This is a genomic window from Acidisoma sp. L85 (genome assembly GCF_009765865.1).
Lineage (GTDB): Bacteria > Pseudomonadota > Alphaproteobacteria > Acetobacterales > Acetobacteraceae > Acidisoma.
The window spans coordinates 51,291-54,663 of record NZ_LMUQ01000075.1 but is presented as its reverse complement, the minus strand read 5'-3'; the positions used below and the strand labels follow the sequence as shown (position 1 = coordinate 54,663).

5 protein-coding genes are annotated in these 3,373 nt (G+C 67.2%); 4 read left to right on the top strand and 1 reads right to left on the bottom strand.

Going from position 1 to position 3,373, the window contains the following annotated elements:
• On the bottom strand, window positions 1–423 hold a 423-nt coding region (locus tag GSQ83_RS25720), incomplete at its 3' end, for an alpha/beta family hydrolase (protein ID WP_371418078.1).
• A gap of 224 nt (window positions 424–647) precedes the next feature.
• Between GSQ83_RS25720 and GSQ83_RS25715 the strand changes: the two genes are divergently transcribed.
• From GSQ83_RS25715 to GSQ83_RS25700, 4 genes are all read left to right on the top strand, one after another.
• Window positions 648–881, top strand: coding sequence for a hypothetical protein (locus GSQ83_RS25715; protein ID WP_158805728.1), 234 nt, complete (start codon window positions 648–650; stop codon window positions 879–881).
• Between the two features lie 9 nt (window positions 882–890).
• A complete protein-coding gene (locus GSQ83_RS25710; RefSeq protein ID WP_158805732.1) occupies window positions 891–1,610 on the top strand; it encodes an ImuA family protein in 720 nt (239 codons plus the stop codon).
• Entirely contained in the window at window positions 1,607–3,109 is a 1,503-nt protein-coding gene (locus GSQ83_RS25705) for a DNA polymerase Y family protein (protein ID WP_158805731.1), read from the top strand. The genes GSQ83_RS25710 and GSQ83_RS25705 overlap by 4 nt, the downstream gene beginning before the upstream one ends.
• Window positions 3,106–3,373, top strand: a 268-nt coding sequence (locus GSQ83_RS25700) for a PHP domain-containing protein (RefSeq protein ID WP_158805730.1), incomplete at its 3' end; no start/stop codon positions are given. The genes GSQ83_RS25705 and GSQ83_RS25700, both read left to right, overlap by 4 nt.

Below are 3,373 nucleotides of genomic sequence, written 5' to 3'. Positions count from 1 at the left end.
GGGTTTGTTCGCTGGATGCAGCGGAAATCCAAAAAAGGCCAGCCCCTCGACCTTGGGGAGCGGCGACTCCGCTTGCGCTTGGGAGGTCATGCGACCACCAAATGACTTACCGCCGGCGATGAGAGGCAGTGCTGGCAATTGCCGCGCCGCCTCGATGACAGCCGCTCGAACCGTTCGATGTGCCAGAGCCGGGCTATCAGGCCGCCGCGAGCCTCGCTCCATGTAAGGAAATTGGTAGCGAAGCGTCGCGATATTCCGACCAGCAAGACCGTCGGCAACCGCCGCCATGAAGGAATGGGTCATGCCCGCCCCCGCACCATGCGCCATGACGTAGCAGGCCCGCGCATCGGCGGGCGCCTGTAGGATGCCCGAGACGGTGCAGCTCTCGTCGACTGCGATTGTCAGAGCGGTTGCCCGCGTCATCACCTTCATCCCTCTTGCCTGAGCCATGCGCTCGAATTCTTTACCATTCCCCTAGAATGCGCCGTATCGCGCCGAGACGGCGGTTGAGGCGATTGAATCTGCGGGATTCGATGTCCGCGTGCCTGAAGCCTCGTCCCGGGCGACCGCCGGCAGGCATAGCGCAACCATCGCGTCAATCGATTCTTGTTCTTGTTTCGTTCTCCTTCACCGCCTAGCTTGCCCGCATGCCCGACGACCATCAGCCAGACCCTGACGCTGCCGATCTCACCGCCGCCACCGCGGAGGAGATCGCGGCTGTCCTGTCCTATGCGCTGCGTTACGATGAGCGCGGCAAGCCGCGTCGCAGCGGCTGGGATTTCGCCGCCGGGATGGCGGCAGAGCGCCTGACGGAGCACCTGCGTCGATCCGGCTACATCGTGATGCGCGCCCGCCCCGGCCGCCCCCACTCCGCTGGCTAGGCGGATGGCATGGCAGATCTCGCACTTCGAATAGATCATCAAGCGGCCCTCATAGAACTTCGGAGCGCCGTCGCGCGCCTGGAGCGCGGGACGGTTGTGACGGAGGGCGAGACCATCTCCCTCTGCCCACCCATCGACCGGCTACTGCCTGCCGGGGGCTTGGCCCGCGGGGCTTTCCACGAGGTATTGGCTGCGGACACCGGCGCCGCCACGGGCTTTTGCGCGTTTGTCCTCGGCAAGGCGGCTGGACCAGTCATCTGGATTGGCGCCGAGCCGGACATCTGGCCTGCAGGTGTTGCGGAACTTGGTCTCTCGCAGAGGGATCTCATTTTCATTGCCGCCAAGCGCGTCAATGACGCCCTTTGGGCCTTCGAAGAAGTGCTGAGATCACCGGGCGTGGCGGGCGCCGCCCTCGTTCTCGAGGGGCCGGCACCCGACCTGATCGCTGCCCGGCGACTTCAGCTCGCGGCTGAACTCGGTGGCGGCATCGGCTTGCTCATCTTGCCCGACACGGATCTCGTGCCGCCTTCCGCCGCCAGGAGCCGTTGGCGGGTCGGAGCCGCTAAAGCCGATCCGTCTGGCGACCCCTCCTGGCGTCTCGATCTCTTGCGTGCCTCCGGCGGACGACCAGCGGCTTGGACGGTCGTCTGGGATCGGCAAAAGCAGGCGCTCGTCTCGGCGTGCGACTTAGGCCAAGAGCCAGAGCCGGCTGGGCTTGGCGCCGCATGAAGCGCCGATGCTTTCTCGTTCTGTATCTGCCGCGAGTTGCGACCGACCGCATCCGGCAGAAGGAGCCGGAGCTTGCCGGCGTCCCCATTGCGGCCTGGGACACCCAGGGCAACCGTCGCTTGCTGACGAGCGTCGATGCGCCCGGCACCACGCTGCACGTGGGACAAGCCCTCGCGGACGCGCAGGCGATGCATCCCGAATTGGTGCTGCGCCCAGCCAATCCTGACGCGGACAGGGCGTTTCTGGAGCGGCTGGCTCTTTGGGCTGTCCGGTTCACGCCGATCGTCGCAGTCGATCCTCCGGACGGTCTGGTGCTGGACGTGACCGGCTGCACCGAGCTCTTTGGTGGCGAAGCGGCCTTGTTGCGCCAAGTCAGCGACAGCCTCCAGCGTGGTGGGATCGCTGCCCAAGCCGTCATCGCGGGCATTGCGGAGGCCGCTGCTGCCTTGGCGCGCGCCGGGCATCACGCCCGGCTTGTCGCGGCCGGAGATGAGATCGCCGCCGTCGCGCCCCTGCCACTCGGCGCGCTGCGGCTGTCGCAGGACTGTATCACCAGCCTGCACCGTCTCGGCTTGCAGCAGATCGGCGAACTCCTGCGCCAGCCCCGCGGCCCGCTGTCGCGCCGCTTCGGCCGCCCTTTGATGGATGTGCTCGACGGGCTGACGGGTGATCGCCCCCGCTCACTCTTGCCCGTTCGGCCGCCGCCGGTCTTCGTGCAAGCCGTCAACTTCCTGGAGCCGATCGTGACCCGGCCGGCGATCGATCGCGCCTTGGATGCGCTACTCGAGCCACTGTGCCGCACCTTGGCGGAGGCCGATCAGGGCGCGCGGGAAGTGACCCTGCGCGCCTTCCGGGTCGATCGCGAGGTGCAAGAAATCATCATCGGGACGGGTCTGGCGACGCGCGTCCCTGCCCATCTCCGCCGCCTCTTCGCGAATGAGTTGGAGCGTCTGCAGCCTGATCTTGGCTTCGAGCGCATGACGCTCGAGGCTGGCATCACCAATGACATGGCCGGCTCTCAAAACACGATGGCCACGGGTGGACCGGCGGAGGCCGCTCGGGCCGAGGCCTTGGCGCAGTTGCTTGACCGTCTGTCGCAGCGACTGCCGGTCTGGCGTCTCGCCCCTGGCGAAAGTCATTGGCCCGAACGTTCAGCGATGCGCGTCGGACCGTTCGAAGCCGTGCCCGATGCGCCGCGTCGCTCGCAACTGCCAGCACCTGTGCGCCTCCTGAAACGGCCCGCCCCGCTCATGGTCATGGCCGTGGTGCCCGACGGCCCTCCCGTGCAGCTGCGGCTGAACGGCGCTGTCCAGCAGATCGCCTGGTCTGACGGACCTGAGCGGATCGAGCGTGAATGGTGGCGCGATCCGGAGGACCGCAGTTATCGGGACTACTACCGCGTCGAACTGGCCTCCGGCACGCGCCTCTGGATCGGGCGCACCGCCGCACTGCGCCCCGACCGCCCTGCCCGCTGGTTCCTGCACGGATATTTCGCATGACGGTCGCGTTCGCGGAGGTCGGCGCGCGCACAAACTTCACGCTCCTCGACGGCGCCTCGCACCCCGCTGAGATGGTCGCAACCGCCGCCGTGCTCGGCCATGCCGGCATCGGCGTCTGCGACACCAACAGCCTGGCGGGTGTAGTGCGCGCGCATGTCGCGGCCAAGGACGTCGGCATCCGCTTCATCGTGGGGACACGGTTGGTGCTCGACGACGGCGCCAGCTATCTGGCCTGGCCGACCGATCGCGAAAGCTATGGGCGGT

What these genes read in the sequence shown, in the direction of transcription:
- GSQ83_RS25705 (WP_158805731.1), top strand. Translation starts at nt 1,607, where the DNA reads ATGAAGCGCCGATGCTTTCTCGTTCTGTATCTGCCGCGAGTTGCGACC.
- GSQ83_RS25710 (WP_158805732.1), top strand. Translation starts at nt 891, where the DNA reads ATGGCAGATCTCGCACTTCGAATAGATCATCAAGCGGCCCTCATAGAA.
- GSQ83_RS25715 (WP_158805728.1), top strand. Translation starts at nt 648, where the DNA reads ATGCCCGACGACCATCAGCCAGACCCTGACGCTGCCGATCTCACCGCC.